The organism is Acetobacteraceae bacterium (assembly GCA_004843345.1).
Taxonomy (GTDB): Bacteria; Pseudomonadota; Alphaproteobacteria; order Acetobacterales; family Acetobacteraceae.
On the sequence record CP039460.1, the window covers coordinates 1,740,591 to 1,765,143 of the forward strand.

29 protein-coding genes and 1 tRNA gene are annotated in these 24,553 nt (G+C 40.0%); 18 read left to right on the plus strand and 12 right to left on the minus strand.

What is annotated here, in order from left to right; translation table 11 throughout:
- The first annotated feature begins 26 nt into the window (after positions 1–26).
- From rnhA to FAI40_08500, 5 genes are all read left to right on the plus strand, one after another.
- Positions 27–479 (plus strand): ribonuclease HI, encoded by a 453-nt coding sequence (gene rnhA / locus FAI40_08480; protein ID QCE35362.1) that lies wholly within the window; start codon positions 27–29, stop codon positions 477–479.
- A gap of 79 nt (positions 480–558) precedes the next feature.
- Positions 559–634: transfer RNA gene (locus FAI40_08485), tRNA-Asn, on the plus strand.
- Positions 635–1,157: 523 nt separating this feature from the next.
- Positions 1,158–1,688: a hypothetical protein gene (locus FAI40_08490; GenBank protein ID QCE35363.1), complete on the plus strand. Its 531-nt coding sequence runs from the start codon at positions 1,158–1,160 to the stop codon at positions 1,686–1,688.
- Complete coding sequence (locus tag FAI40_08495) at positions 1,685–2,857, plus strand: hypothetical protein (GenBank protein QCE35364.1); 1,173 nt, start codon at positions 1,685–1,687, stop codon at positions 2,855–2,857. Before FAI40_08490 ends, FAI40_08495 begins: the two co-directional genes overlap by 4 nt.
- Before the next feature lie 2 nt (positions 2,858–2,859).
- Positions 2,860–3,177 (plus strand): DUF3761 domain-containing protein, encoded by a 318-nt coding sequence (locus FAI40_08500; GenBank protein ID QCE35365.1) that lies wholly within the window; start codon positions 2,860–2,862, stop codon positions 3,175–3,177.
- 1,507 nt (positions 3,178–4,684) lie between these two features.
- On the opposite strand, the gene FAI40_08505 is transcribed toward FAI40_08500, so the two are convergent.
- Together FAI40_08505 and FAI40_08510 are read right to left on the minus strand one after the other, a co-directional pair.
- Positions 4,685–4,921 carry a hypothetical protein gene (locus FAI40_08505; GenBank protein ID QCE35366.1) on the minus strand — a complete coding sequence of 79 codons (237 nt, stop codon included), beginning with the start codon at positions 4,919–4,921 and terminating at the stop codon, positions 4,685–4,687.
- A gap of 84 nt (positions 4,922–5,005) precedes the next feature.
- Positions 5,006–5,296 carry a hypothetical protein gene (locus tag FAI40_08510; protein ID QCE35367.1) on the minus strand — a complete coding sequence of 97 codons (291 nt, stop codon included), beginning with the start codon at positions 5,294–5,296 and terminating at the stop codon, positions 5,006–5,008.
- 122 nt (positions 5,297–5,418) lie between these two features.
- On the opposite strand from FAI40_08510, the gene FAI40_08515 reads away from it, so the two are divergent.
- From FAI40_08515 to FAI40_08525, 3 genes are all read left to right on the plus strand, one after another.
- Positions 5,419–5,817 (plus strand): helix-turn-helix domain-containing protein, encoded by a 399-nt coding sequence (locus tag FAI40_08515; protein ID QCE35368.1) that lies wholly within the window; start codon positions 5,419–5,421, stop codon positions 5,815–5,817.
- Positions 5,818–6,185: 368 nt separating this feature from the next.
- Positions 6,186–6,413 carry a helix-turn-helix domain-containing protein gene (locus tag FAI40_08520; protein ID QCE35369.1) on the plus strand — a complete coding sequence of 76 codons (228 nt, stop codon included), beginning with the start codon at positions 6,186–6,188 and terminating at the stop codon, positions 6,411–6,413.
- 28 nt (positions 6,414–6,441) lie between these two features.
- Positions 6,442–6,702 (plus strand): hypothetical protein, encoded by a 261-nt coding sequence (locus tag FAI40_08525; protein ID QCE35370.1) that lies wholly within the window; start codon positions 6,442–6,444, stop codon positions 6,700–6,702.
- 777 nt (positions 6,703–7,479) lie between these two features.
- Here FAI40_08525 and FAI40_08530 read toward each other — a convergent pair.
- From FAI40_08530 to FAI40_08560, 7 genes are all read right to left on the minus strand, one after another.
- On the minus strand, positions 7,480–9,411 hold the full coding sequence (locus tag FAI40_08530) for a DUF927 domain-containing protein (protein QCE35371.1): 1,932 nt from the start codon (positions 9,409–9,411) through the stop codon (positions 7,480–7,482).
- A 59-nt stretch (positions 9,412–9,470) separates the two neighbouring features.
- The gene (locus FAI40_08535; protein ID QCE35372.1) at positions 9,471–10,145 is read right to left on the minus strand and encodes a hypothetical protein; all 675 of its coding nucleotides are present in this window, start codon (positions 10,143–10,145) and stop codon (positions 9,471–9,473) included.
- Positions 10,132–10,545 carry a hypothetical protein gene (locus FAI40_08540; GenBank protein QCE35373.1) on the minus strand — a complete coding sequence of 138 codons (414 nt, stop codon included), beginning with the start codon at positions 10,543–10,545 and terminating at the stop codon, positions 10,132–10,134. Before FAI40_08540 ends, FAI40_08535 begins: the two co-directional genes overlap by 14 nt.
- The gene (locus tag FAI40_08545; GenBank protein QCE35795.1) at positions 10,542–10,790 is read right to left on the minus strand and encodes a hypothetical protein; all 249 of its coding nucleotides are present in this window, start codon (positions 10,788–10,790) and stop codon (positions 10,542–10,544) included. Before FAI40_08545 ends, FAI40_08540 begins: the two co-directional genes overlap by 4 nt.
- A 259-nt stretch (positions 10,791–11,049) precedes the next feature.
- Positions 11,050–11,250, minus strand: coding sequence for a helix-turn-helix domain-containing protein (locus FAI40_08550; GenBank protein QCE35374.1), 201 nt, complete (start codon positions 11,248–11,250; stop codon positions 11,050–11,052).
- 89 nt (positions 11,251–11,339) lie between these two features.
- Entirely contained in the window at positions 11,340–12,110 is a 771-nt protein-coding gene (locus FAI40_08555) for a hypothetical protein (GenBank protein ID QCE35375.1), read from the minus strand.
- Entirely contained in the window at positions 12,110–13,324 is a 1,215-nt protein-coding gene (locus FAI40_08560; GenBank protein ID QCE35376.1) for a DUF4102 domain-containing protein, read from the minus strand. Before FAI40_08560 ends, FAI40_08555 begins: the two co-directional genes overlap by 1 nt.
- A gap of 667 nt (positions 13,325–13,991) precedes the next feature.
- Between FAI40_08560 and FAI40_08565 the strand changes: the two genes are divergently transcribed.
- The 5 genes from FAI40_08565 (at position 13,992) to FAI40_08585 (ending at position 17,338) form a co-directional block, all read left to right on the plus strand.
- Positions 13,992–14,072: a hypothetical protein gene (locus tag FAI40_08565; protein ID QCE35796.1), complete on the plus strand. Its 81-nt coding sequence runs from the start codon at positions 13,992–13,994 to the stop codon at positions 14,070–14,072.
- 66 nt (positions 14,073–14,138) lie between these two features.
- A complete protein-coding gene (locus FAI40_08570; GenBank protein QCE35377.1) occupies positions 14,139–14,852 on the plus strand; it encodes a DUF805 domain-containing protein in 714 nt (237 codons plus the stop codon).
- A 52-nt stretch (positions 14,853–14,904) separates the two neighbouring features.
- Positions 14,905–15,606 carry a DUF805 domain-containing protein gene (locus tag FAI40_08575; protein ID QCE35378.1) on the plus strand — a complete coding sequence of 234 codons (702 nt, stop codon included), beginning with the start codon at positions 14,905–14,907 and terminating at the stop codon, positions 15,604–15,606.
- A gap of 299 nt (positions 15,607–15,905) precedes the next feature.
- The gene (locus FAI40_08580) at positions 15,906–16,325 is read left to right on the plus strand and encodes a DUF805 domain-containing protein (GenBank protein QCE35797.1); all 420 of its coding nucleotides are present in this window, start codon (positions 15,906–15,908) and stop codon (positions 16,323–16,325) included.
- Between the two features lie 89 nt (positions 16,326–16,414).
- Complete coding sequence (locus FAI40_08585) at positions 16,415–17,338, plus strand: LysR family transcriptional regulator (protein QCE35379.1); 924 nt, start codon at positions 16,415–16,417, stop codon at positions 17,336–17,338.
- 42 nt (positions 17,339–17,380) lie between these two features.
- Here FAI40_08585 and wrbA read toward each other — a convergent pair whose 3' ends face one another.
- The gene (gene wrbA, locus FAI40_08590) at positions 17,381–17,977 is read right to left on the minus strand and encodes an NAD(P)H:quinone oxidoreductase (protein ID QCE35380.1); all 597 of its coding nucleotides are present in this window, start codon (positions 17,975–17,977) and stop codon (positions 17,381–17,383) included.
- Between the two features lie 258 nt (positions 17,978–18,235).
- Here wrbA and FAI40_08595 point away from each other — a divergent pair, with 258 nt between their 5' ends.
- The 5 genes from FAI40_08595 (at position 18,236) to cysK (ending at position 22,834) form a co-directional block, all read left to right on the plus strand.
- A complete protein-coding gene (locus FAI40_08595; GenBank protein QCE35381.1) occupies positions 18,236–18,886 on the plus strand; it encodes a DUF805 domain-containing protein in 651 nt (216 codons plus the stop codon).
- Positions 18,887–18,950: 64 nt separating this feature from the next.
- Positions 18,951–19,496: an SHOCT domain-containing protein gene (locus FAI40_08600; GenBank protein ID QCE35382.1), complete on the plus strand. Its 546-nt coding sequence runs from the start codon at positions 18,951–18,953 to the stop codon at positions 19,494–19,496.
- A gap of 77 nt (positions 19,497–19,573) precedes the next feature.
- The gene (locus FAI40_08605) at positions 19,574–20,953 is read left to right on the plus strand and encodes an amino acid permease (GenBank protein ID QCE35383.1); all 1,380 of its coding nucleotides are present in this window, start codon (positions 19,574–19,576) and stop codon (positions 20,951–20,953) included.
- A gap of 6 nt (positions 20,954–20,959) precedes the next feature.
- On the plus strand, positions 20,960–21,829 hold the full coding sequence (locus FAI40_08610; GenBank protein QCE35384.1) for an EamA family transporter: 870 nt from the start codon (positions 20,960–20,962) through the stop codon (positions 21,827–21,829).
- A 9-nt stretch (positions 21,830–21,838) separates the two neighbouring features.
- Positions 21,839–22,834 (plus strand): cysteine synthase A, encoded by a 996-nt coding sequence (gene cysK / locus FAI40_08615; protein ID QCE35385.1) that lies wholly within the window; start codon positions 21,839–21,841, stop codon positions 22,832–22,834.
- A gap of 9 nt (positions 22,835–22,843) precedes the next feature.
- On the opposite strand, the gene cysE is transcribed toward cysK, so the two are convergent.
- Both cysE and FAI40_08625 read right to left on the minus strand, forming a co-directional pair.
- Positions 22,844–23,611 carry a serine O-acetyltransferase gene (gene cysE / locus FAI40_08620; protein ID QCE35386.1) on the minus strand — a complete coding sequence of 256 codons (768 nt, stop codon included), beginning with the start codon at positions 23,609–23,611 and terminating at the stop codon, positions 22,844–22,846.
- A gap of 66 nt (positions 23,612–23,677) precedes the next feature.
- A complete protein-coding gene (locus tag FAI40_08625) occupies positions 23,678–24,544 on the minus strand; it encodes a phage Gp37/Gp68 family protein (GenBank protein QCE35798.1) in 867 nt (288 codons plus the stop codon).
- Positions 24,545–24,553: the final 9 nt, after the last annotated feature.

The following is a 24,553-nucleotide window of genomic DNA, read 5'->3' on the forward strand; positions in this document are numbered from 1 at the left end:
AAAAGAAACAAGAGAGAGTTATTTAGATTTTGTTAGATAAAAAAGTACAAAAAGTAGAGATTTGGACGGACGGCGGATGCCGTCCAAATCCTGGGCCAGGAGGCTGGGGCGTCCTGTTAAAATATGGTGATAAAGAAAAAGAAATGTGGGGAGGAGAAGCGGATACAACCAATAACCGCATGGAACTAACGGCAGCTATTAAGGCATTGGAGGCCTTAACGCGTCCCTGTCATGTTCTTCTTCATACTGATAGCACCTATGTAAAGCAGGGGATTACAAGCTGGCTTAAAGGCTGGATTGCAAAAGGCTGGAAAACAGCCAGTAAAAAGCCCGTTCTTAACCGTGATCTGTGGGAGAAGCTGAATGAAGAAGTCTCCCGCCATCAGATTGAGTGGAAATGGGTTAAGGGGCACGCTGGGGATCCTGGCAATGAGCGTGCGGATGTCTTGGCGACGAGAGGAATTGAGGAGCAAACCTAAAAAAAAATTAAAAAATTCTTTTTTCCCTCTTTCCATAGCGAAAAGAATTGGCTAAAAGGAGTTCAACAACACGGCATGTTCCCGAATAGCTCAGTTGGTAGAGCAAGCGACTGTTAATCGCTGGGTCGTAGGTTCGAGTCCTACTTCGGGAGCCATTTCTGTTTAAAGAATGCCTGTTTTCTGCCTGTTGTATCTATTCACTAAAATATGAATGTTTCATTAAATGTCTCTTAATACCTTTAGATAAGAGTTAAAAAGGTATATTTAGAGCTTATAGGAACCCTTTTGAAAATTATTATAGCAAGGTTTTTTCGTAGGGTTGTCGGATACTATTCTGTTTCAGAAACCAAAGGAAGGCCTTGAAAGCTTCCCAGTTTTTAAATTTAGATGCTGGCCGCAGGGCTCGAAATGGAAAGCTCATCTGATCTAGTAGCGATTTCGCCGATTTTATCAACCAAATAATGAGCGCAAGCGCTTCTTCTTCCCATGTAATTCAAGAGGTTAGGAAGATGCAGGAAAGCTAATGTCACACGACAAAAATTAAGCTTTCTGGAATTGCATAAAATCTATTAGGACGTAGCATTGTCCTTATGAGCAATTTTTCCGTTCGATTTTCTAAAATAGATTCCTTTTCTATGATTTAGAATTTTAAAAAACCAGAGAAACCATGAGTGAAATATGAAACGGTTTTTAAAATGTCTGATTTTGTTCTGTTTAGTTTTGGGTTTGATAGGAGGCTGTATGTTTTGGAATAAGGGGAAAAAGATTACCGAGCCAGAGAGTGACAGGCCGTATAAATATACGGGTATTCTGCCATTATTAGGCGCTGTACAAAATGGTGATTTGGACGATGTTAAACGCCTTGCGCCTCTGAAAGAAGGAATGGAAGATCGCAACGGAAAGGGCGGGCAAACTGCTTTTTCATTTGCCATGTCCTCTGGACAAACAGAAATAGCTGAAATTCTCCTAGATAATGGGGCTAATCCATGGTCGTATAATGAATTTGGATTTGTAATTGATGCAGATGCCGAGAATAGCCCAACAACAAAGAAGGATTTAGAGGCTTACTGGCGGGTAAGAGAGAAGCTTCTTGAGATGGGATATCCGTTACATTCGCCAGCTCCTCAAGAAATCCTCAAAATGGCCTCTGAGGGGAAGTGGCCGCCTGCTTTTGTGAGTGAAGAATTTAAAAGGACGTCACGGCCATGAGTGAATTTATGACATTAGAAGAAGCCGAACATTATTTAGATTTGGCTAAAATGGTACGTTACACGAAAGAAGCGAGAGCTTTGGCTGATAAGGGAAAACTTGCCTTAGAAAGCAGAGGTGCGCCAGAAGGGTGGCATGTTGCCTCTGATGATGAGTTGGCTTCTTTGGGTCTTAAAAGAGGGAGAGATTTAGAATTTCCAGTGAATAATAAAACTGGGAAAGTAACCCATTATTTTTCACAGATTTTCGTGAATGATGAAGAGCCTCAAAGGGTTGTGTTGGCGCACCCGGGTACAAATCCGTTTAATTTAGAGGATTTGTTGCAAAATACGAAAAACATACAAGGCAAAGATCCGTTTTATTACAGTCATAGCCGAGATGTGGGGCGTCTTATTTCTAAATTTACGTCTAAAAATACCCCTGAAATGCGTGTCGAAGTGACAGGCCAGTCTTTAGGGGGCGGGCAATCTGCTGATATTTCCAAGGATACAGGAATTCCTGCAATCACTTTTGCGGCGATGGGGCCGAATGAGGCGAATGTTCAAAATCCAAAGGAAAGCTTAGTTCGGAACTTTTTTATTAAGAATGACTTTGCACAGATTTTACCCCAGCGCTACGGCACACCGTCTGTTTATAGCGAGCAGGTAGAGCTTCCCCAAACGGAAGAAGAAAAGCAAGGCGATAAGAACGTTGCCTTTATTCTGGAAAATTTTGGGAATGATTGGCTTGCTGTTCCTTTGCAGATTAAATTATCGGTCGGCGCTCACGGGATCGACCGAATTGTTTCTGGCATGGAAAACGGCATTGCAGAAACTAAAATTGTTCGGGAACAAATTGCCAATTCAGGTGCTAAAGTTTCGGAGCGATTAGAGGCAAGTGATGGGCTTGGCTTACCACCTGTTTGTGACGGTGATATTCATTTGTGTCCGATACCATTCCATTTTGAGACACCGATTAAGGTTACTGGAAAATCTATCTTCATGGTTGGACGGCTTGCTGCTTTTACAGGGTGCGTTGCGGGTTGTGGTGCGGTGGTTGAAGGTATGGGGCATTTAAAGATAAATGGCTTACGTACCGTTCGCTTGGGAGATAAGAGCAATCATGGGGGCGTTTGCATGACGAATGGCTCGACTAATCATATCAGGATTGCGATAGCTAAAGATTTATAGAAATGAAGAAGTTATTTATCGCTGGGCTTTTATTTTGCTTTGCTGGAAATGCTTATGCTCAGAAAAATACTCAAACACCCTATTCAGAAAAATCCTATTCTCAATCCCAAAAAGAGATAAAACAGCCCGATGAAAACCAACTTGTAACGCATGGTTCTTATACCAATAGCCGTGGCGTACAGGTTCATGTCCCTTCAAAATCCATAAATGAAACAGTGCCTGAGGGCGCAACAGCTAAATGCAGAGATGGCTCTTATAGTTTCTCTCAATCGCATAGAGGCACTTGTTCGCATCATCATGGCGTTGCTGAATGGTTATGAAAAATCCCATAGAAGTACCAGCTTAGAGAATAAACTTCTTACGCAGGCATGACTTGGAGAGATTGCAGGCACAACAGGACACGCAGTTAGATTTAATTACTCCCCAAACCCCGTAACCGCTTTAAAACTCAGGGGTATAAGCGTTTTTCTCAAATCATAGAGCAATAAACATTCAAAATCTGAGGGGAATTTTCAGGTGCAGGGCTTGAAGCATTCCCCTGTTAAATATCCTTATTTTTTAAGGATGAGGGCATTTTTATTTTTCTTTGTTGAATTGTATCTCTAGCGGTGAAAAACTTAATGAGAGCTTAAAATAATCCTCTTTTTAAAATAGTGTATTTCAATGATAATAATAACAATAACAACCGCTAAAAATTTTTGACACAAACTCTCCCAGAAAGCGGATAGAATCACTCGCCAAGGCGTTCAGGCCTTAGAAGGACCCGTAAAGAAATTTAAACGACAAAAACAAAAACAGAAGCCCTAAAAACAAAAACGGGCACGCCCTCTTAAAATTGTTAAAATTTCCGTGGAACATTTTAAAAAGCAACAGATCAAAAATAATATTCTATATATATTATCTGTTTTTTCGTCTCACCTTCTCACCTTTTGAAAAAATCGTTCTAGAAGTCGCTCTCACACTGAGTTTTTTAGGTGAGAAAACAGGTGAGAATTGCATTTTTAATTTCTCACTTTTCTCACCTTTTCAGGAATTTTTAAAAAACACACTAAAAACTTTTCTCACTTTCTCACCTAAATCTCACCTTTTTCTCACCTCTATTTTCCGCAGAAATCTCTACTCTATTAAGATAAAATTATACAAGGTGAGAAGGTGAGATAAAAAAACGTATTCCTATACGGAAAAAAATTTAGAAAATTCCATATCGTGACTATTTTTTCCGTGGAACATTATTATGCCAACTCAAAATAGAAAATTTTTATCGTTTTGAATGTTTTATTCAGAATGAAAATAACGGATCAGTTTTCTATCTTTTTTATTCTTTGAATGTTTTTAGAAAGCTTTTAATAAAAATCATCTTGCAGCTTAAAAATGGGTAATCTTTAATTTTTGATTTCCCTTTGTTTTTGTTTCAAAAAATATTCCGTTTTGTAAGCCTGTTTTTAACGCCAAGCGCAGGGCGTGAATTATGTATGTACAAAAAAGCAAAAGCTTATCTGGACTTAATTTTGATAGATTGTAGTATTTTCTATTTAAGGCTTATTTTTTAACGCTGTGAGCGTTTTTGTATTTTGTGATAAATTCTAAGTTAAAAATCATTTAACGCATTAAAATTTACTCTATGGCCTTTCTGATTGCATTTTAAGTGTTTTCCAAATCTTTAAAAAGTGAAGCAGTAAAATCTATTTCGTTCATTTCGAGGGGGAGGGGGAATTGTTTAATAATGAAAGCACTTTTTATGAAGCTTTGCTCAAAACTGAGCCAAAGTGGAATTAGTGCTGATCCAAACAAAAAAGGAAGGCCTTGAAGCCTTCCTAATGTTTAATTTTAGTTGCTTTCCGCAGGGCTTGAAATGGAAAGCTCATCTAACCTAGTAGCGATTTCGCTGATTTTATCGGCCAGATAATGGGCGCAGGCGCTCCCTCTGCCTGTGTTCTTTTCATCATCCTCTGGAATAAATTCCAAAAGGTTAGAGATGCAGGAAAGCTCAAATTGCACCGCAGAAAGCAAACTCTCTGGAATTGAATAAGTTTTTTGGGTCATGGTATTATCAGTTTTAGCCACTCAGAAACTTTTCTTTCTGAGGTTGGTTAGGGGATGGCAGAGAAGTCAAGGCTCTGCCTTTTTTGTTAAAAAAAGCCTTGCGTTTTAGGCGTTTACTTTTCCATCAAGCTTTTCGTATTCAGCGATGTCATTAGAAACCGATTGGAGAACGTCCTCTAATTGGTCTTGGTGCAATGACAAGGCTTCGGCCAGCATAGACAATTCTAAACTATCCCTTTTTTCTGCTTGTATTTCTGCCCACTCCACTAGGATTGTCAGCAAGGCATTCGTACGGCTTAAAAAGCTTTTGGAAGCGCCAGAGGCACTATGAAGCCAAAGCATTTTGCAGGCGCTCTTGTCTTTTTCAGATATGGTATTATTTTGGTTTTCAGCCATTTTCTAAGTCCTGTTTAGGGGATGGTTAAAGGCGTTTGAGAAGTTGCAATTCTTAAGCGCCTTGTTTATTTTATAGCTAATAAATTAAATATTCTCAACAATAAAATAGCTAGAAAAATAAAATGAAACAGAAAAAAAGAAAGGTTGGAAGGCCAGCCGTTGTAAGCGAACAAGTTAGAACCAGCATTCAAGAGCCAATGCTTGGAGAATTAAACCGCTGGTCTCAAGAAAGGGAGATTTCTAGAACGGATGCCTTGCGCCATTTGATTTCTATAGGCCTTGCTGAAAGTTTGCCGAATGACCTTAGGGAACTTGTTAAAAAGCCTTTAGATACGCCAACCGCTGAGGAAATACGCCAACTCAGAAAAGAAGCCTCTCTTACTCAGTCAGAGCTTGGAGAGATTGCAGGCACAACAGGGCAAGCGGTTAAGCAATGGGAAGCAGGCGAATATCAACCACGCCCAGCGGTATGGCGTTTCATTGAGGTCTATATTTTTCTTAAAAAGAATAACTTTCTTTAATAGTAATTTTCTTACTAAAAAAGATGCTTTTTTCTATTTACATTATTTAATTAAGTTTCTATATTGGAAACATACCGAACGCAATGAAGCGTCGGTGTTATGAAACCTTTAGGAGTTCTAAATGAAAAATACATTACGCCTTATTATAGATATTTTAGTGGGAATTGCCGCAGCGCTTACTATTTTAGACCACTTTACGAAATAAGAGGGACGGGGGCGTCGTAAGCCCCCGCTTTTAAGATGTTAAAACAATTAAATTTCTGGATTGGTGAAAGAATATATTCAAGGCCATATTCTCGCCTGATTGTCATAGGGGCATCTTTTGTTGCGACGCTTTCTATCATTTTATTAAAAAGGTTTTTCTTCCAATGACAACAGATGAGCTGCGGGCGTGTATGGATTCTTTAGAGTGGAGTCAGCATGCCTTATCGAGAATTTTAGGCGTAAGTCACACAACCGTTTCTCGCTGGGCAACAGGAAAGCTTCCAATCCCTGAAAATGTTGCTATTTGGATAAGAGGGACTTCTCAATACCTAAGAGAAAATCCCCTACCAGATGGCTGGAAAACATGGCAAGAGCGCCGTTCTGCTGAATAGTAGTGTATTATTTACTTTAGGGGGTAAGATGTATTTAGAAGATGAACGTTTAACGCCTAAAGGCTTAGAAATTGTAGGACAGGCGCTTTTTGGTAAAGAACGCTGGAAATCACCGCTTGCCTCTATCTTGGGTCTTCAATCAAGCAGAATTAGGGACGTTGTCAGAGGCGCAAGGCCTTCCCCAGTTGGTTGGACAGATGAGATTTTAAAAGCGCTGGAAGAACAGTCTCAAAGGTGTCTTGCAGCTAAAGAAGCCATTGAAAGAGAAATGAAGAAGGAGAGAGAATAAGCTCTCTGTTCCTTTTGTTCTCTCTAGCCCGGCGTTTAGATGCTCCTAATCAAGCGTCCCTTTCTAAATGGATCGGGGCGCTTTTTTATCTTGGTAGGTGTGAAATCCCAGCGGTGTCATTCTTTGGATAGATTGAACGATGATAAAAGGGGGGCGCTATTGGTGGACCCCCTTTACCTTCAAGTCCGCTTCAAATGAGGTTGTGATGCCTCTTAAGCCCAACATATTTTTCTCTTTTTGTGTTAATAAAAAGTTTCAGCGCTGGAAAAAAGTTCTCTTTTTTTAAAACGATGGAATTTAAACGAGTTTTTTAAGCGCTGTGAGAATTTTTGTTCATTTTGGCGGTCTTGTAAATTAAAAATTGAATGAGCGCCTAAAAATTCCTTTCATTAAAGCAACAGGTAAGGGGGTAGTGTTTTGCGACCCCCTTAGCATGGGTAGAACGCAAGTGTAGATCTTTAGGCTGTGAATGGATTTAAAATTTCTCAAAGATGAGCAGTTTTTGAACTTTTAAATCAGACCCCGAATTCGGGGTCTGGCTTATTCTTCTTAAAAGTTAGGCTGTAAGGAAGGTACAAGGGGGGAATTCCCCCCTTGCTCTAAGCTCTTAAGCGTTCCTCATATTTGAGGAACGGTATCATAAAGCAGGAATTTCCGTTTTTTCTCTAACGCCAGAAATACCGATAAGATGGAGTAGTAAAATACCATCCCATCATGAACAAAAGAAAGGCAAGCTGTGAGACTTGCCTTTCTTAAATTTCTAGTTGTTCATATCGTTTAAAGCTTGCTTTGTCCTAATTGCGTTAATGTATAAACATACTTTGAAAGTCCTGTTCTGAGTTTTACGGATTTAGCAGGCTCTAAAATTTCCTTATCCAGTAAAATTTTTATAGCTTGTTTGTGTTCACCCATAAAAATGTCTCTGAGACCACTAGGGAGTAAAAAATAGACCAATCCGCCATCTTCAAAACGTTTCCATCCTAAGCGTTCTCTTGGTGCTAAATCTTCAGATACAAGCTGAAACCTATCTTCATTCATATCAATAATAGTTTTTAGTTCTGCGAATATTCGTAATTCTTCAAGAGAGCCTGTGCCACGCTCTGAAAGCCAGTCTTTTGCTACGCTTAAAATAAGCCGAGTTGCAGTGCCTTTCTCCCATGGTAATATTTTCCATTCTGTTGCTAATTCCCCAGCAATGGCGCAAATGGCAAAACGTTTAAGAACAGTTGTTATCTGCCCACGTTTTTCTATTTCAGGATAAGAGATTTCAATAAAATCTCGCATATCTGAATTTATCCGCTTTTTAAGAGCTTTAAGGTCTTGTTTTACAAGTTCTTTAAGCCACTCATCGCCTGCAGTGCCGTAATTCTCAGAAAGTGAAGTAGTGAGGTGATCCGCAAATTCTCCGCCACTGTTAAACTTATATTTTGTATCAAAAACGCCATACGTTCCATTATCGGCCTGAATGTCCGTGATACGGACTTCTTGCCCAGCGTTTGATTTACCGCCTTGTCGTTCGATTAAATCTTTAAGGGGACTCTCTCCAGTGGAAAGAAAGAGTAAGCGCCAAGTAATCAGTTTTCCGTCCGTGTAGCGTGCTTTTCCTCTACCATTGGCAAGCATGTATGCAGCTTTTGACAGTGCTTTGTCATTTGCTTCCTGCATTTCATCTATGAACAAAACCCCATCATTTACCTTTTCGGCCGTCAGCTCTAAAGCGTTGTCTGTTGTTCGCCATGTTTGAACTTGTCCGCTTCTCGAGGGTTCTCCCCAAACACTTGCAGCCATTTTTAGAGCTGTGGATTTTCCGCATTGAGAATTTCCTATCAGATTTATTCCACCGCCTTCCATATTGGCTAATTTTAGTAGTGAGCCAGCAAAAGAAAGAGAAATGCCCAGCGCCAACATTTTATTTTCATCTGCATAGGTGGCAACTTTATCTTTCCACTCTTGAAGCGTGCCTTTTTGCTCATAGAGAGAGTTTCCATTGCTGAGGTCAGGAACATAGATACTCTCATCTTTTGGGTAGGAATTACCATCTGAGAGGGCGTAAAAATCAATTTCGCCTAATCTGTTCCAGCCTACTCTTTCAAATCTAGTAAGGCATTTTTTACTAGAGGTATTTTCTGAAAAATCTTGGAAAGCTTGTCGTCTATTCTTATCGGTCGGAATAGTAAGGCCGCTCTGCGTTAGTTCAGAAAACAAGTTAGATTTTTCTTTATTTTGGTGAAGTTTTCCAGGTCTAAATTCTTTCTGGTGAGGAGTTCCCCATTGATCCTTCCATTCAAAAAGTAAGGCTCTATCTGTTCTTTTCTGATTGTTAATTTCAGCGGTTACTTTAAACGCAGGGCAAATCCAATGAGGAAACTCCATTTTTCCATTTAGTTTTTTTCCATTATCCGCATGTTTGAAATCTCTTACTCTTGCACGTTCTGATTTCAGCCATAGGCCAGCTTTTAACTCTATGGGCATGATTTCCTTCTTACCCTCTGGAAACTCTATAAGAAATTTTTGTACTTCGCTTTTGTGGCGCATAACAAATCCGTCAGGAATGATAGGAGAAATCTCAGGAGATTTTTCTTTCTCTGGTTTCTTTTGGGGAATAGCTTGTTTTATGAGTTGCTCTGCTTGTTCTTTGGTTGCCTCAGATGCCCCTGTGATTTCTAGGATTGCATTTTCTTTTGATTGGGTTATATTCATCTCATTCATTTGTGTTTCCCTGTTGGAAATTGATTGAACCCGTTTCTTGGCGAGAGGAACGGGTTTTTTTATGTCTGAAAGATTTTGCCTGTTGGCAGGATAGAAACGGATAAAGCACCAGCTTCCCAAGCTTTAGCGGTAACTTCTTGAGCATATTTTTTTCCTGCTTCATCATTGTCTGGCCAGATCAGAACATTTCTAAATTTTAGAGCTTTCCAATCTACAAGCTTGGCACTGGTTGCACCGCCGCTTGTTGTGCATTCATAGCGCCCACCAAAAAGCTTTTGCGCTGAAAGCGCATCTTTTTCCCCTTCGCAGACAAGAACAGGCGTGTCCGTAGAAAAAGGGCTTTCTAATTCAAATAATCTAAAGAGGACTCGTTTTTTGGGGGATTTATAGAACCATCCATCACGCCCCTTGAATGTTCCATAAGAAAGAGGGGGCGTAACTTTTCCACCATCTTCTCGAATCATACGGACAACAAAATATAAAGGGTCGCCTTGCTCATCCGTGTAACAATAAAAAGAATGAAATTTATATCCGTCCCAAGCTCTAGGCATGGGATGCGGAAAAAATTCCGCATCACCTTCCTCTGCTAAACGGTAAGCATTTTCTGGAGGCCTTTCCCAAGGCTTCCAGTCTTTTTGCTTATTCTCATGTTCTGGTTTGTATAATTGCCCAGCGTAAGATTTTTCTTGTGCTGTGAGCGGTTTAAAAAGGGCATCTAAGCTATGAGGAGACACTTTCACCCCCTTTTATAAGCCCTTCATACCAATCTTTTAAGCGTAAATAAGGCTGTTTTACGTCTTCATTTAAGAGAGAAATTTCCTCTAAAATATCAGATTTTTCCTGATAATCAGTTTTACCTAACCATTCCAACCTATATTCCTTATCTGCTTTTTGACGTAAGAGAACAGAACATTTTTCTAAGTCATCTAAGATAAAATCAGGGAAGGAGATTAGAGTTCTGAAAGGAATTTCCATAAAAAATTCTTTAATATTCTCTATTTGTTTGTCCTCAGGGGCAAATTTAAAGCTTTCATCATCATCATTTAAAAAATCTCTATGCTCAATTAGGAGAAGGCATTTCTTAATTCCGTCCTTAGAAGCATTTTGCACCAGATTATCTTTTGCTTGTCTCATATCTCTACCCCCACCATTTGAGCCAAGCGTTTTGCAGCTTCACCTTGGGAGAGGTCATACAAGTAAGCGGTTAGGCTGATTAAATCACCCCCACGGTCATTGGTGGTAAAGTCACACCAGACCCCAGAATTTAAATTGATAGAGAAGCTTCCTAAGCTTTTATCATTGCGCTTAGGATTTTTAGCTAAAAACTCTTTTCCTCTGATCCTTCCTTCGGGAAAGAAACGGTAGAGAATAGCTACCATGTTATGAGATGAAGCCTGCTTTATGGCTTCAAAATTGATATGTTTTCCATTTTTAGAACCGTCTCTATGAACGGAAATGGATTTTATGGTATGACTCATAAAGCCATGTCCTTTCCTTTTAAGGGGGATACCCTTTCTTAAAAGTTTGTGTTTATGCCTTGCGTTTCTGTTTTTAATTGTTGAAAGCGCAGGGCGGTGAATGTGGTATCAAGAGGCTTCTTAGCTGGTACCTGAGAAGCCTCTTCTTTATCTGTTCTGGTTAGGCATTTTTTTCCTCAAATTTCACTTTAGGGGCATTGGCAAAGAAATTTCTTACGGATGCCATGTTTACCCGTGTCATGCCACCGACACGCACCGCCTCAAAATGACCTGCCTTCAAATGGCTATAAACGTTTGTCTTTCCCATATCGAAAAGCATTGAGATTGTTTTGATAGATGCGTATTCCATCTGTTCTTTCATTTTGCATCCTTCCTGTTGTTTATGATTGGTTATTTGTTTGTTTATGAACGTATTTAATGTTTTTAAGAAAAAAAATATGAACTGAATTTTTATTTTGAGTTCAATATTTTATTCCTTTGTTTTCTAGGGTTTTTCTTTTTTAAGGGTCTACCTGATTTTTTCCTTTTGTCGTCAAGAATCGATTGTATTCTTTTTTCATCCTGTTCTTTTATTTGAGGTTCCAGATATGTTCTTAAATGTTCAAATAGACGGTTCGTTGATTTCAAAGCTTTTGTTGGATCTTTGAAAATTTTTTTGCTTTCTTCGGAAAGGTTTTTTAAAGGCTCTAATTTAGAAGAATGAATTAAACGAACGCCTCTTTCATAGAGTTTACTGAATTGACGTTTTCCTAGTTTCCATCGTTCAAAAAAAGGACGCCAGTACTGCTTTTGATGTTCATGAAAAGCAACGAGAATAAGAGAGCGGTAATCAGTGAGCTCACTTTCTAAATTCTTTACTTTTTTCTTTCCTGTTACGGCGCTTAAGAGCGTTTCTGTAATTTTTGAAGACGCTTTATTTTTATTCCAATGATCTATCCATTTTTGTAATTGTTCATGATTAATTCCTGAAACTATCAACTCAGAAGGAGTGCTTTTCATTCCAGAAACGCCAAATTTTCCACTGGGGGAGACAATGCCAAAAGCCCCGCTTGAAAGTATCCTTAAAGTGGTATCTTTGAGCAATTCAGCATCTTTTAGCTTCAGGGTTATCTGTGCGGATCCGCTTTCTATGAAGTCTCTATCATTAAGCCCAGCGTCCAAAGCAAGATGAAGTTTCTTCCATAATTCTAAAAGCTCTCTTTGTTTTGCTTTATCTGGCATTAGTCAATTTCTCCCATACAGAACTTTCCCCAGTCTTCCATTAAAGGACGGCGTTTTTCCACGGCTGTATTTCTGCGGTAGGCTCTTTCTGTTTTACTTCCTTTTGCATGAGCTAAGGCATACTCTCCTAATTCTTCGGGATAGTCTGTTTCATCTCCTATCCAATCTCTGAAAGTAGAGCGCAGACCATGAACGACAGCATTAGAATTTTGTGGACGTGCTGCCTTGAAGCTTTTTAAAACGCCTGCATCAGATAAAGCTTTTCCTTTATCAGAGGAAAAAAGAAGGGCATTTGGTTTTCCTGTATGGAGTGGTTTAATTTCTTCTAGTAAATCAAGAATAGGCTTGGAAAGTGGAACTGAATAAAGGTTGCCTTTCTTCATACGTTCCCCTTGTACCGTCCAAAGTTTTTCTTTGAGGTTTATTTCATCCCACCTTGCGCCTCTGCCTTCTATAGAACGGCAACCCGTTAACATGATGAAACGACAGACCAAAGCGCCCATTCCGCCAGCTTCTTTAAGTCTTTGCATTGTCGGGGAAACTTCCTCTGGCTTTAGAGCTTCATGATGCTTGACGGGTTTTAAATTGGAGAGATTAGGGAAGGTATGCTCTAAGTCTCCTTTCCATTGGGGTATTTCAGCGTCTCTTGCGCCTTCCACTTTGGAAAGCTCTAGGACTTTCCGAATGTAACGATAGAGTTTTCTTACCGTGTCAGCTTTTTTCTCATTGTAGATAGGAGAAATGACAGAAACTAAGTCTTCTCTTATGATGCTGGCCGCAGGGCGATCTCCAAAAACAGGCAAAGCATAGCTTTCTAAAGTATTCTTAGCGTGTCTGAATGTATGATCGCCACGCCAGTGGGGCTTATTTTTTTTCAGATATAGTTCTGCCATCTCTTGAAATGTACTGCCCATTTGTACTTTAAGCTCTTGCTTCTCTTTCAAGCGTTCATCTAACGGGTCTTTGCCACTTCTAAGGACAGCTCTTAAACTCGCAGCTATTTCTCTGGCTTTTTCTAAAGAAATATCAAAGGCAGATCCGATTCCCATTTGTCGGCGTTTTTTTGTGAGCGGGCTTGTGTACTTAAAAGTCCACTGCCTGCCTTTTCTTTGATTGGTAATGACAAGAGAGAGGTTTCCACCGTCATAATAGACTCCATCGCCAAAATTTTTAACTTGAGAAGCCCATAATTTACCAGGTGCCATTCTAGCCAATTTTCTTAATCCTCTAGGTCAAGATATACTTTAAACGTTTCTTGATATGTTGCATTAAAAAGCGGTTAGATACAATCTATTTTAATCTTATTTGAACAATGTTTTTTCTAAAGTGCTGGAAATCAGGGTTTATTTTAGATTTTTTAAATTTTATTGAAAAGAGGTTTTGGCTCTACTTCGGAGCCATTTTTTAAAGTGTTTTTTCTCTTTCCTTATAAATATATTGATTAAATTAACTCATCATTTTGATGAGATTTTTGTGTTTGTTTTGCACCAAAATGTGTGAATTACATCACTTTGTACCATTCAATCAGGAGGCAATGCGTATCTTTTTGACTTTGTTTTTCCTGTGTTGGAATGTTTTTCCGCATAAAATTTTAAAAGAGTGGGAAGAAGATAATACAGCGCTTGAATGGATTTGATTATTTTCTTCTTGCCTTTAGAAAATATATTCAGTTTTCAGGAAGATCAACGCGCTCTGAATTTTGGTATTTTCAGCTTTTTGCTTTTGTTTTTCCTTATCTTTACAATTATTGGTCTCATTCCTCTGATTGTTTTTTGGTGCCAGAAAAGCGATCAATGTCCAAACCGTTTTGGAGGCATGTTAGAAACTAGTCCCTAAAAAAGAGATTCCAAGGACGATCGTTTTAAAAATAATTTAGAGAAAATTAAAAAGCTTGCCGAGCTTAAAGAAAAAGGGATTTTAACCGAGGAAGAGTTCCAACGACAAAAATCCGAAATCCTTTAAGTTGATGCTAGAATTGAAAATGTCCTCTTTGCTGAAAAGAAGAAGGGTAATGGGAGAGTTTTTAAGATGAATACGATACTGCGCTTAACTGGACGTGAGTACTATGCGCTGGCTTTTCTAAAATATGCAAAATTTTCTGGCCGTTCGACACGCTCTGAATATTGGTACTTTGTTTTATTCTCGTTATTACCTTTGTTTGCGATAAATTTTCTTACTTTTTTCGCAGAGTATCTGGAGGAATCAGCTCCACAGAATTCTCACGCAGAGATTGTATTTCTTGTAACATCTCTGATTTTATTCTTTGTTTCTACGATTGTTAATATAGGAACTTTTATCACTTTGACCGCCCTTGTGTCTCGGCGTTTACATGATGTGGGTTATTCTGGTTGGTGGCAGATTATTCCTAATATGTTGGTGATTTTGGCCGAGATTTCTTGTTATCTACTTTATAGTTCTTTGAAGCATGGATCTCCGTCTTTTTCTTTGAGTTTTGTGTTACTTTTATTTACAGCCATTCCTTTTTTAGTTTCTTTTGTGTGGATATTGGTTTTGCTGTGTACAGCAAGTGATCTGGAAACAAATCGCTTTGGGGAAGTACCGTCTATGATCGCGGTCTTTGAAAATGAAAATTTTCAGAGCGCTTCATTTCAAAGGCAAGCTAAAAATTCATTCGATCTTACTTCAGATAATTTGGAATTGATTGTGCAATTATCAGAGCTTCGGGATAAAGGCATTTTGACAGAGGCAGAATTCCAACAGAAAAAGTCTGAGCTTTTATAAAAGCAGCGCTAAAAAATTTAAAATGAAAGAATAAGATAGGAGTTTTTTAAAGATGGATCAGAGAGAACGGTTAAGCGGATTTGATTATTTTTTGATGGCTTTTAAGAAATATGTGCAGTTTTCAGGTCGTTCGACACGTTCTGAATATTGGTATTTTGTTTTATTTTATTTTTTAATTGCTGTTGGGCTAAAAATTCTTCTTTTTGTAACAGCGCTTGCCGCAGAGGCATTTGAAGGAAAAATGGCGTTTTCGGCCCTTATGGTTGTTCTTAGCGTGATTTCCATAATTTTTGCCCTCGGAACTGTTTTGCCAGCGGTAGCAATTATCTGCCGCCGTTTGCATGATGTGAATTACTCTGGCTGGTGGCAGATTTTTCCAAACTTATTTGCAACCTTAATGTGGTTTTCTCTCTTTCTCATTTATAATCCTTGGACAGATACCTATTCCCATATTTATTTGGGATCTTTTTTACTTTTATCTTTTTCTATTCCTTTTTTGGTTTCTTTTGTGTGGATATTGGTTTTGCTGTGTACAGCCAGTGATCTGGAAACAAACCGCTTTGGGGAAGTGCCTTGCGCAGTAATGGTTTTAGTACAGGAAAATTTAAAGACAGATATTATTCAGGAACGGGCAAAAAAGGCGATGCCACCCAGTTCGGAGACTTTAGAATTGATTGTGAAATTATCAGAACTTCGGGATAAGGGCATTTTAACAGACGAAGAATTCCAGCAAAAAAAATCAGAGCTTCTTTAAACGATCTAAGAGATATATTTATTGTGGGAGAGGATTGAGAATGAATGGATCACAAGAATTGGATGGGTGGGATTATTTTTGTTTAGGGTTCAAAAAATATAATGAAATTGGACGATCAACCTGTTCTGAATTTTGGTTTTTTACACTCTTTAATTCAATTTTTCTGATCCCATTTGCCTCGCTTTTTATTGTAAGTGTTCACTATGCATCGATTGCGGAAAGTAAGCTCTGGAATGCTTTTTGGGTTTTTATAGCTTTTCTTTGTTTTATTTATCCTTTCGTAAGTTTTTTTTCCAGCAATTGGTGTTGCTCGCCGTCGTTTACATGACACAAATAAGTCAGGGTGGTGGTTGGGTGTTCCGTTTCTACTTCTCTTATCTCAGTGGCTTTTTGTAGGTATTTCTGGGGCTGAAGGAGAATATTTAGGGAGTAGGCTCATTTTTGCTCTGACGGGCGGATTTTGTCTCCTGTTTTTCGTGGTTTTGTTCGTTTTCTTTTGCATTCAAAGTGATATCGGAAAAAACGATTTTGGGGAAATGCCTTCTATAAGCATTTCTCCAATGCAGAGGGATTTTCTATTGAGGGAAGAAAGAGCTAAATCGACTTCAATGCTGGATAATGTGAAAATGATGCAAAAATTATCAGAACTTCGAGATAAAGGTCTTCTAACAGAGGAAGAATTTCAAAAGAAGAAATCCGAATGGATACAAAAATTATAAAATTTAGAAGATCAAAAAACTTTGAGTCTGATAAAATGAATTTTTGTTAAACCATACATTATTCAACTTTACGAGGGGACGCTTAAAAGATGCGCCTGCCAGATTTGGAAGCTTGGGCTATTTTTGCGAAAGTCGCCAGTCTTGGTTCTTTTACGCAGGCTGCGATTGAAACACAGCTTTCTAAACCGACGATTTCAAAAGCGGTGAACCGTTTAGAGAAATCTTTAGGGGTTGCCTTATTTAACCGGAATTCTCGGCATATTTCTTTAACAGAAACAGGGAAAAAGCTGCTTGTGCATGCAAACCGCATTTTGCAGGAAGCAGAACTAGCAGAGGTGAAGGCTCATGAGAATGCTCAGTCGCTTTGCGGGCGTATTCGGATGACGGTTCCTGTGATGTTTGGCACGCATTATCTTGCAAAAATGCTTCCTGAGTTTTTAGAGCGTTATCCAGAGATAGATTTGCAAATTCATTTTGATGATGCATTGAGCGATCTTGTTGCCGAAGGGTACGATGTGGCGTTGAGAATTGCCTCTCTACCAGATTCGGCTTTGTTGGCTCGAAAATTATGTGATGTGCGTTTGCTACTTGTCGCTTCAGAACAATTTCTTAAGAAAGTAGGTCAATTATCGCATCCACGGGATTTAGAATCAGTGAGGGGATTTGTTTATTTGAATACGGACATGCCTGGTGTTGTGCCTTTGCATGAAACGCATACAGGTAAGAAATTTTCGCTTACACAGAAAAGTTATTTTTCTGCCAATAATGCAGAAGGCTTTTTGCCATCTCTTGAAAAAGGACTAGGCTACGGTGTCTTTCCAGATTTTATGGTGTGGGAGAGGTTGCAGGAAGGAAAACTGAGGCAGATCTTTCCAACATGGCAGGGGAAGACTTTAGGTGTGTATCTTGTCTCGCCTCCAAATGCAGCAAGGCCTATTCGGGTAACAAAGTTGATGGATTACATTATAGAGGCTTTTAAAAGTCCTTTTTGGACAGAAAACAAAGAAAAATAAGAGAAAGAAAGGGGCCTTATTTAGAGCCCTTTCTGTAAAGTTTTAGGCGAGTTTCTTAACAATCTCAGCAACATGATTCCCAAGGAATTTTGCGCCATTAACTTCGTTCTCGCTTGGCTGACGAGATCCATCGCCTGCGGCAATCGTTGTCGCACCATAAGGCGAACCACCAGAGACTTCATGAGTTTCGAGCTGTCCTTGGAAGCTGTAAGGGAGTCCACTGATTAACATGCCGTGATGGAGCAGGTTAGACATGAGAGAATAGAGGGTTGTTTCCTGCCCGCCATGCTGTGTCGCAGTGGAGGTAAAAACAGCGCCTACTTTTCCAATTAAGGCACCTTTGAGCCAGAGCCCGCCAGTTTGATCCCAGAAATTTGCCATCTGGGAAGGCAATCTGCCAAAACGTGTTGGCGCACCAACGATAATAGCATCATAATTTGGCAATTCGTCTGGCGTTGCGAGAGGGGCTTTTTGGTCGGTTTTGAAATGATGTGTTTTTGCGGCTTCTTCTGAAAGAAGTTCAGGAACACGTTTGATGTCAACTTCCAGCCCCACGGAACGAACGCCGTCAGCGATAGCATTTGCCATCGTTTCAATATGACCGTAAGAGGAATAATAAAGGATCAGGACTCTAGGCATTTTTTTCTCTTTCTTTGTTGGAATTTAAAAATAAAATCATCGTAGAAAGAATATGCTGTCATCTCTTTTGAAAACCATAGAAGAATAAGAAACACTAAGTTTCTTAAAAAGTGTGGTGAAGCCTTAAAAGAAGACGTCGTTTTTATATTCTTCTTCTAAGGCATTTAGGCTAATCTGAAAGGAATGATTCCACATTTAAATTCCTTCTATTGTTTTAGAATGGAAGTGTTTTACAAGCTTGTAGATAGGAAAAATTGAATGAAGCCCGTCAATCCATTTTGTTATATTGCATCTTGTTTCCAAAAATATTTCCAATTTCGAGGGCGTGCCTCTCGGGCTGAATATTGGTTTTTTTCAATTTTTGCCTCTATGCTTTTGGGCGTTGGAGAAATTATTGATCGTTTTCTGCAGGTGACCTTTAAGGATGTAAGTATTTTTTCCTTTTACAAAGAGGATGGTGGTTTTTTCTCTTTCGCAATTCTCGTTATGATATCTTTCCCTCTGTTAACCGTTGCGTGTCGTCGTTTGCACGATTGTAATTATTCAGGCTGGTGGCAGTTGATGCTTATTCCACTGTCTATCTTAACTAAATGCGATTTGAGTACCTCGTATTTGAATCATTTAGTGGGGGCTGGGGAGTTTGTAAAAACAGATTTTTCTGATTTGTCTTTTTCCCTTATGACGTTAGTCTTTGCGTTATTTTTCTTTGCCCAGAAAGGGGATGCTGAGGCAAATTATTTTGGGGCAGTGCCAGCAGATATGCAAAGAACAACGCCAGAATTTTCTCAGGAATCAGAGATTCCATTTGAAAATTTTGAGATAATTGAAAAACTTGCAGATCTACGGGATAAAGGGATTCTGACAGACGAAGAGTTTCAGACTAGAAAAGAAAAATATTTGATGTTGTAATGTTTTTCTTTTGCAATGCGTTAAAAAACGAGACCAATTAATTTCGAAAAAGAGGAATTTACATTTGCCACCCTCCATTCAAAAACAGCTAGAAGATCACGAGACCATTCGCCGTATTGCAGATTATCAGCGTATTTCTGGAATTATTTGGATCATTCTTGGGATTTTGCAGATTTGCTGCATTTTTACGATCATTGCGGGAATTTGGAATGTGGTGATCGGCATTGGGCGTCTCAAAAGCACTCCTGGCATTTTGATGCGGAATAGAAACATTCCTCTGCTTTTCGAAGGCATTGGGGGATATATTGCCCTTTTCATTGTTAATCTGATTTTTGGTGCTTTTGGCGCTGGAATTTGTGTTATTGCATTTCTTTTAGATCTTTATGTGCGGGATCAAATTTTAGCAAATCGGAATTTATTTAATGTTGGGGATTTGCCTCCTTCCTATGTAGAAGGGGCATGGCCGTCCCAAAATGTGGATAATTTTGCTTCAAAAGAAGCGAGTTTTAATGATTTGGAGAAAATTGAATCTCTTGCAAATCTGCGAGATAAGGGCATTTTGACAGAAGCAGAATTTCAGCAGAAAAAAACAGAAATTTTGTCTTTATAATGTTATAAGCCTTTAGAGATTTTAAGAAATATTTCAAGAAGCTAAAATAAAAATTTAAATGAATTAAGGAATTGTTTATGCCGACGAAACGTATGCTCGGCATCAGGCAGCTTGTTACGCTTGGTGTTGGAGCAACCTTAGGGGCAGGATTATTTTCAATTACAGGAATCGCCGCAGGGCAATGTAGTGGAGCAGCGGTTTCTCTTTCTTTTATTTTTGCGGCCTTGGCCTGTTCTTTAATTGGGTTATGTTACGCTGAATTAGCTTCAATGTTTCCGAACGCTTCCGGATCTGCTTATGCCTATGCGTCCGAAGGATTGGGGGAGTTTGTTTCTTGGCTACTCGTTTGGTGTTTGGTTGCGAGTTATGTCTGTTGCATTGCTACTGTGGCCTCAAGCTGGAGCAGCTATCTTGTTTCTCTCTTAACAGAGTGGGGATTTCATCCTGATTTGCGTTTTTGGAAATCAACAGGCACGTTAATTCCGCTTACAGACGGAAGCTCTGTTCGGGCTTTTGGAAATTTCCCAGCCATTATTGGGATGGTTTTGGTGACCTTTTTGCTTTTGAGAGGTTCAAAAGAATCAGCATGGATCAATAGTCTCATTGTGGCTCTGAAAATTGCGATTATTGTTGTCGTTGTCGCTTGCTGTTTAAAAGGCATACAGATGTCGAATTATGAGCCTTTTATCCCCGAAAATACGGGAGAGTTTGGACATTTTGGCTGGAGCGGTGTTGCCCGAGGCGGGGTTCTCGTTTTCTTTTCTTTCATTGGATTTGATGTCGTTGCTTCAGCGGCTAGAGAAACAAAAAATCCACAGCGTGCTTTGCCGATTGCCATTTTAGGCACATTATTCGCCATTACGTTCATTTCAGTTATTTTTTCCGTGGCGTTGGTTGGTGTAGTTAACTATACGCAACTGGCTGGAGATGCCAGTCCTGTTGGAACAGCAATGAATATTTTGCATTTGCCTCTTATTGGCGCGCTTGTGAAGGTTGGCGTGTTGATTGGCTTTGTCGCAGGGCTTTATGGGCTCTCGTACGGACAGGCAAGGGTGCTTCAGCATGTGGCAGAGGATGGTTTGATACCTAGAATTTTCGCAAAAACAAATCAGCAGCATGTCCCAGCTTATGCTTTGCTTTTTTTGAGTCTGCTCATCTCTATTTTAGCTGTCATTTTGCCTGTGCCTTTTTTGGGAAGCATGACATCGGTCGGAATTTTACTCGCTTTTTTGCTGGTTTGCGCTTCTGTAACAGCTCTTCGTTTTAAAAAACCAGATGTAAAACGGCCTTTTAAAGTTTTTGGCGGAAAGTATTTTATTCCAGGTGCTGCCATGTTGGTTTGCTTTGGTGGACTTTTGACCGTTGCTCCGATTTGCTGGCTTTATCTTGTCGGGTGGGTTGTTATTGGGATTTTTGTTTATTTTCTTTATGGCAAAGGCCATGCCATTCGCAGGTAAATCATTATGGGTCAATTAACCCCTCTTTTTGCGGTGATGAGTGCGCAGCTTTCAATTTGTACGGGGGCTGTTTTTGCAAAACAGCTTTTTGGCGTTATGGCGCCAACAGGTGTGACGTGTCTGCGTCTGTTGATTGGCGCGCTTTTACTTGCTCTTCTTTTTAGAATTTGGCGTAAGCCGATTAGTTTTGCGCAGTTTAAAGGCGTTCTTCCTTACGGTTTAGCCTTGGCCTTTATGAATCTCTTTTTCTATTGGGCTTTGAAAGATTTGCCTTTAGGCATTGCGCTGGGGGCAGAATTTATGGGGCCTCTGACTGTGGCGGCTTGGGGATTAAGGCGCTGGCAGGATGGGCTTTTTATTTTACTTGCTGTGATTGGGCTCGTATTGATTTTACCTTTTCACGGTACACAAATTTCTTCACAGGCTCTAAAGGGGATTGTGTATGCGCTGATTGCTGCCATTTTTTGGGCGCTTTATATTCTGAGTGCAAATAAGGCAGGAAATGCGGTGGGGGCGCATGCCACCACATGGGGGCTGTTAATTGCGAGCGTTGTTAATTTACCGTTTGGGATTTTGGCATCGGGGACAGATCTTTTAAATCTTCATAATTTAAAATTAGCAGCGGTAATTGCGGTTTTATCGAGTGCTATTCCATATTCTTTGGAAATGTTTGCCCTGAGACGTCTGCCATCGAATGCGTTTGGCGTTTTAACCAGTATGGAGCCAGTGGTTGGGGCTTTCCTTGGGATGTTTCTATTGCATGAGATTTTACCTTTACTGCAATGGATTGGAATTTGTGCTATTTTATGTGCATCTATCGGAACTGTTCTGATGTCTAAAACAAATGCGCCATCACCTTTAAATATTGTGGAATAGTTGGAAAATATGACTCAAGATTCTCAAAAACCTATCGTCAATACAAATTTATATGCAAAAGCACGGGGGCGCATTTATGGATCCGCCCTTGAAGCTGTTGGCGGAACACCGCTTGTCGCCGTACCAAATTTGCAGAAAAAAGAAGCCTTGAAGGCTAACTTGCTTTTGAAGTTAGAGTTTTTTAATCCAATGGCTTCTGTCAAAGATCGTTTGGCAAAGGCGATGATTGAAGATGCTGAAGCAAGGGGACTGATCTCTGCTGAAAAAACACATCTTATTGAGCCAACTTCTGGCAATACAGGCCTTGGCTTAGCGCTTGTCGCAGCTTCTAAGGGATATAAAATCACATTGCTGATGCCAGAGAGCGCTTCTGTTGAGCGCCGTGCGATGATGGGACATTTAGGGGCTAATCTGGTTTTAACACCTGCTTCAGAAGGTATGAGCGGTGCGATTAAAAAGGCCGAGAGCCTCCTTGGAGAAGATCAAAATGGCTGGATGCCAAGCCAGTTTACAAATCCTGTTAATCCTTTGGTGCATGTTGACACAACAGGGCAGGAGCTTTGGACAGATACAGAAGGAAAGATTGATGCTGTTGTTGCCGGTATTGGCACAGGCGGAACGATTAGCGGTATTGCAAAAATTTTGCATCAGCATAATCCCCAGATTAAAATTTTTGGGGTGGAGCCAGAGGAAAGTCACGTTTTAACAGGGGGTAAACCAGGGCCTCATGGGATTCAAGGGATTGGTGCCGGCTTTAAGCCAGAAATTCTAGACTTGCCAGCCATTGAAAAAGTTTTGCCAGTCACAACAGAAAATGCACTTAAAACCGCAAGATTAGTGGCAAGAACCGAGGGAATTGCCTCTGGTATTTCAGGTGGCGCAGCTGTTTTTGCTGCAATGGAACTGGCAAGGCAACCTGAATGGGCAGGCAAGGTCATTGCTGTGATTATCCCTGATTTTGCAGGGCGTTATCTCTCAACAGCTTTGTTTGAAGCCAATAAATAGGCTTTTTGGCTAGCCCTCTGCCGTTTCGGGTGGGGGGCTTACCCGAATAATCCGTGCGGGATTGCCAACGGCTGTCGCATAGTCAGGAATATTGGTAAGCACCACGGATGCTGCGCCAATTTTGGCGTAGCGGCCAATGGTAATGCGTCCAAGTAAAATAGCGCCAGACCCAACCATAGATCCTTCTTTTAAAATGGGATGACGTTCGCCGATTTCTCTTCCCGTTCCGCCAATCGTGATACTTTGAAAGAGAGAGACTTTGTCTTCAATAATAGCTGTTTCTCCGATAACAACGCCTGTTCCGTGATCAATCGTAATGGATTTCCCTAAACGGGCAGCTGGATGAATATCAATGGAAAAACGCTCATTGATGCGGGACTGAAATTGATAGGCAAGGGGCAGTCGTTTTTCTTTCCACAGTTCGTGGGAAATGCGATAGGCTTGAAGCGCCTGCCAGCCCTTAAAAAAGAGGAAAGCCGTTGGCAAGTCTGGGCAGGCAGGATCTCTCTCTTTTACAGCCAGAAGATCTTGGGCGGCAATCCAGACAATTTCTTCGTTATGTGTCAGAATATTTTGAATGAGTGGCAACATATCTTCTACTGGGATAACCCAATCAGCGAGCTTTTCTGTTAAAAGTGCTGAAAGCGCAGACGAAAAATCTGCATGATTGCAGACACTTGTTGAAAAAAGTTTTTTAATAAGGGGATCTGTGCAAGCGCAAGACTGAGCCTGTATTTCTCTCCAAAAATTTTCTAAAAAAGCAGTATATTCCGACATGTTCTAATTAAGATCGCCCCATAAAAGATTATTCCTATCTATAAAGGAGATATGGCGTTCTTCAAGTCATAGGAGCAAAGGATTTTCAGATATTTTATGAAAAAGGTCTCTTTTGGCCGATTTTCCTGAAAGACATTGTTGGCTTTGCCATCTCTTAGAGGCTTCTAGCACAAAATCATAGGCAGAAACAGGAATTTCATGCCATGTTTTTCCTTTAAACAGATTGCCATTTTCTTTTCGGGAACGTTTGATGCCATCTTCACCGTAAGCGCCCCATTGGTGAAAGGAAAATCCTGTGCCGTCACGCCGTGCCGTTTGAAAAATATGTTCAATCCACTCATGTTGCATGGGGCGGGCACGCAATCCGCTTTCTCCACCGACATAAATAAAATCAATTTCTTTAAGGTTTATTTTTCCAACATCTCCAATCAAAGGCTCGAAAGAAATGAACCGTATGGCTGCGGGGGTTTCACGGATAAACTGAATGCGCTCTGCTGTTTTTTGATGTTCAACACTTGCGCCAATCCAAAGATTAGGCAGAGTTCTTTTTGCAATTTTTGAAATAAAATGCTGAAGACGCTCAGGGCGCTTTGTCAAAAGAAAATAGAGATGCCATGGTGTCTTAGCCATAATTTCCCAGATTTTTAACAGATAATCATCAGGAACAGCTTGCTCGAATAGATCGGTCATAGAATTGACAAAAACACGCCGTGGTTTTGTCCAAGAATAGGGAAGTTCTAAGCGTTTTAAATCTGGACGGAGAACCCCTGTCCAAACGGGGTAGCGACGGGATAGATCGACAAGCCCTTCATATTTGGAAACACCTTTTCGCAATAAGTTTCCAGCTATTCCCATGGCATAACAATGGCGGCAACCTGCACTGGCAATATTGCAGCCGAGAATAGGATTCCAAGCCTCCTCTTTCCAATTCAAAGCAGAATT

Coding starts and splice junctions, on each gene's coding strand:
- FAI40_08490 (QCE35363.1), top strand. CDS start 1,158: ATGAAACGGTTTTTAAAATGTCTGATTTTGTTCTGTTTAGTTTTGGGT.
- FAI40_08495 (QCE35364.1), top strand. CDS start 1,685: ATGAGTGAATTTATGACATTAGAAGAAGCCGAACATTATTTAGATTTG.
- FAI40_08500 (QCE35365.1), top strand. CDS start 2,860: ATGAAGAAGTTATTTATCGCTGGGCTTTTATTTTGCTTTGCTGGAAAT.
- FAI40_08510 (QCE35367.1), bottom strand. CDS start 5,296: ATGGCTGAAAACCAAAATAATACCATATCTGAAAAAGACAAGAGCGCC.
- FAI40_08515 (QCE35368.1), top strand. CDS start 5,419: ATGAAACAGAAAAAAAGAAAGGTTGGAAGGCCAGCCGTTGTAAGCGAA.
- FAI40_08520 (QCE35369.1), top strand. CDS start 6,186: ATGACAACAGATGAGCTGCGGGCGTGTATGGATTCTTTAGAGTGGAGT.
- FAI40_08525 (QCE35370.1), top strand. CDS start 6,442: ATGTATTTAGAAGATGAACGTTTAACGCCTAAAGGCTTAGAAATTGTA.
- FAI40_08530 (QCE35371.1), bottom strand. CDS start 9,411: ATGAATGAGATGAATATAACCCAATCAAAAGAAAATGCAATCCTAGAA.
- FAI40_08540 (QCE35373.1), bottom strand. CDS start 10,545: ATGAGACAAGCAAAAGATAATCTGGTGCAAAATGCTTCTAAGGACGGA.
- FAI40_08545 (QCE35795.1), bottom strand. CDS start 10,790: ATGGTAGCTATTCTCTACCGTTTCTTTCCCGAAGGAAGGATCAGAGGA.
- FAI40_08550 (QCE35374.1), bottom strand. CDS start 11,250: ATGAAAGAACAGATGGAATACGCATCTATCAAAACAATCTCAATGCTT.
- FAI40_08555 (QCE35375.1), bottom strand. CDS start 12,110: ATGCCAGATAAAGCAAAACAAAGAGAGCTTTTAGAATTATGGAAGAAA.
- FAI40_08570 (QCE35377.1), top strand. CDS start 14,139: ATGAATACGATACTGCGCTTAACTGGACGTGAGTACTATGCGCTGGCT.
- FAI40_08575 (QCE35378.1), top strand. CDS start 14,905: ATGGATCAGAGAGAACGGTTAAGCGGATTTGATTATTTTTTGATGGCT.
- FAI40_08585 (QCE35379.1), top strand. CDS start 16,415: ATGCGCCTGCCAGATTTGGAAGCTTGGGCTATTTTTGCGAAAGTCGCC.
- wrbA (QCE35380.1), bottom strand. CDS start 17,977: ATGCCTAGAGTCCTGATCCTTTATTATTCCTCTTACGGTCATATTGAA.
- FAI40_08595 (QCE35381.1), top strand. CDS start 18,236: ATGAAGCCCGTCAATCCATTTTGTTATATTGCATCTTGTTTCCAAAAA.
- FAI40_08605 (QCE35383.1), top strand. CDS start 19,574: ATGCCGACGAAACGTATGCTCGGCATCAGGCAGCTTGTTACGCTTGGT.
- FAI40_08610 (QCE35384.1), top strand. CDS start 20,960: ATGGGTCAATTAACCCCTCTTTTTGCGGTGATGAGTGCGCAGCTTTCA.
- cysK (QCE35385.1), top strand. CDS start 21,839: ATGACTCAAGATTCTCAAAAACCTATCGTCAATACAAATTTATATGCA.
- cysE (QCE35386.1), bottom strand. CDS start 23,611: ATGTCGGAATATACTGCTTTTTTAGAAAATTTTTGGAGAGAAATACAG.